Annotated in this window: 2 protein-coding genes; both read right to left on the bottom strand. The window is 67.6% G+C overall.

The window, feature by feature from the left end; translation table 11 throughout:
* On the bottom strand, positions 1–1471 hold a 1471-nt coding region (locus tag AC27IQ_RS22250), incomplete at its 3' end, for a dihydrolipoyl dehydrogenase family protein (RefSeq protein WP_487090832.1).
* 13 nt (positions 1472–1484) lie between these two features.
* Positions 1485–2593: 2-oxo acid dehydrogenase subunit E2 (locus AC27IQ_RS22245; protein ID WP_487090831.1), on the bottom strand; the 1109-nt coding region annotated here is incomplete at its 5' end.

Raw genomic sequence — 2593 nt, 5'->3', positions numbered from 1 at the left:
CGTTGAAGGCGGCGGCGGCCAGCTCCTTGTTGCCCTGCAGTTCGCCGGCGATGACTTCCGCCGCCACGTGCGCCTCGTGCACGGCCTTGTGCGCCAGCATGGGCTGGCCCACGATGTCGCCGATGGCGAAGATGTGCGGCACGTTGGTGCGCATCTGGATGTCCACGTCGATGAAGCCGCGGTCGGTGACGGCCACGCCGGCCTTGTCGGCGCCGATCTTCTTGCCGTTGGGCGTGCGGCCCACGGCCTGCAGCACCAGGTCGTACACCTGGGGTTCCGGCGCGGTGCCGCCCTCTTGCGCCGCGGCGAAGGTCACCTTGATGCCCTCGGGCGTGGCTTCGGCGCCCACCGTCTTGGTGTTGAGCATGATGTTGTCGAAGCGCTTGGCGTTCATCTTCTGCCAGATCTTGACGAGGTCGCGGTCGGCGCCCTGCATCAGGCCGTCCATCATCTCGACCACATCCAGGCGCGCGCCGAGCGTGCTGTACACCGTGCCCATTTCCAGGCCGATGATGCCGCCGCCCAGGATGAGCATGCGCTTGGGAACCGCCTTGAGTTCCAGCGCGCCGGTGGAGTCCACCACGCGCGGGTCCTTGGGCATGAACGGCAGGTGCACGGCCTGCGAGCCGGCGGCGATGACGGCGTTCTTGAAGGCGATGACCTTCTTGTTGCCCGTCTTCTCCTGGCCCGTGGCGCCCGTGGTCTCTTCCACTTCGAGGTGGTTCGCACCCACGAACTGGCCCACGCCGCGCACGGTGGTCACCTTGCGCATCTTGGCCATGGCCGCGAGGCCGCCCGTCAGCTTGCCGATGACCTTTTCCTTGTGGCCGCGCAGCGTGTCGATGTCCACCTTGGGCGCACCGAAATCGATGCCCGCCGCCTTCAGGTGGCTGACCTCGTCGATCACCGCCGCCACGTGCAGCAGCGCCTTCGACGGGATGCAGCCCACGTTGAGGCAGACACCGCCCAGGGTGGCGTAGCGCTCGACCACGATCACCTTGAGGCCCAGGTCGGCCGCACGGAACGCGGCGCTGTAGCCGCCGGGGCCACCGCCCAGCACGAGCACGTCGCAATCCAGGTCGACCGTGCCGCCGTAGCTGGCCGCCGGAGCAGTTGCTACGCTTTTTGTAGCATCATGCCCTAGTGTTGATTGTGCTGGAGCCTGTTTTGGCTCGGAAGCTGCCGCAGGCGCCGCTGCAGGTGCGGGCGCCGCGGCCGGCGCGCTGGCGGCGTCGGACGCCTCCAGCGTGAGCAGCACGGAGCCTTCCGCGACCTTGTCGCCGATCTTGACCTTGAGCTCCTTCACCACGCCGGCATGGCTCGACGGGATTTCCATCGATGCCTTGTCGGACTCCACGGTGACCAGGCTCTGCTCGGCCTGGATGGTATCGCCGGGCTTCACCAGCACTTCAATCACGCCCACTTCGGCGAAGTCGCCGATGTCGGGCACCTTGATGTCGATCACTGCCATAGGGGATGCTCCTTTACAGCAGGATGCGGCGGTAGTCCGCCAGCACTTGGCCGAGGTAGGCGTTGAAGCGCGCGGCGCTGGCGCCGTCGATCACGCGGTGGTCGTACGACAGCGACAGCGGCAGCACCAGGCGCGGCACGAAGGCCTTGCCGTCCCACACCGGCTTCATCTGGCCCTTGGAGAGGCCGAGGATGGCCACTTCGGGTGCGTTGATGATGGGCGTGAAGTGCGTGCCGCCAATGCCGCCCAGCGAGCTGATCGACATGCAGCCACCCTGCATGTCGGCTGCGCCGAGTTTGCCGTCGCGGGCCTTCTTGGCCAGTTCGCCCATTTCCTGGCTGATCTGGAGGATGCCCTTCTTGTCGGCATCCTTCAGCACCGGCACCACGAGGCCGTTGGGCGTGTCCGCCGCGAAACCGACGTGGTAGTACTGCTTGTAGACGAGCGTGTCGCCGTCCAGGCTGGTGTTGAACTCGGGGAATTTCTTGAGCGCGGCCACCACGGCCTTGATGACGAAGGCGAGCATGGTCACCTTCACGCCGGACTTCTCGTTCTCCTTGTTGGTGGAGACGCGGAAGGCTTCCAGCTCGGTGATGTCGGCCTCGTCGTTGTTGGTGACGTGGGGAATCATCACCCAGTTGCGGTGCAGGTTGGCGCCGCTGATCTTCTTGATGCGCGACAGGTCCTTGCGCTCGACCGTGCCGAACTTGGCGAAGTCCACCTTCGGCCAGGGCAGCAGGTCCAGCCCGGCACCGGAGCCGCCACCACCGGCCGGGGCCTTGGCGGCCTGGGCCTTGGTCTGGGTGGCGCCGCTCATCACCTGCTTGGTGAAGGCCTGCACGTCGTCCTGCGTGATGCGGCCCTTGGGGCCGGAACCCTTGAGCTCTTCGAGCGGCACGCCGAGTTCGCGGGCGAACTTGCGCACCGAGGGGCTGGCGTGCGGCAGGCCGACGGGCGCGGCGCCCGGGGCGTGCGGCGCGGGCGCTGCAGCCGGCTTGGCGTTGGCCTGGGGCACAGCCTCTTCGGCGGCCGATGCTTTCGGCTCGGCCTGCGGTGCGGGGGCCGCAGCAGCAGGCGCAGGGGCCGACGCCGCTGGGGCTGCACCTGCGGCGCCTTCCATGA

It is taken from the genome of Acidovorax sp. KPB24-07 (genome assembly GCF_057543315.1).
This window is presented reverse-complemented; position numbering and strand designations above follow the sequence as displayed.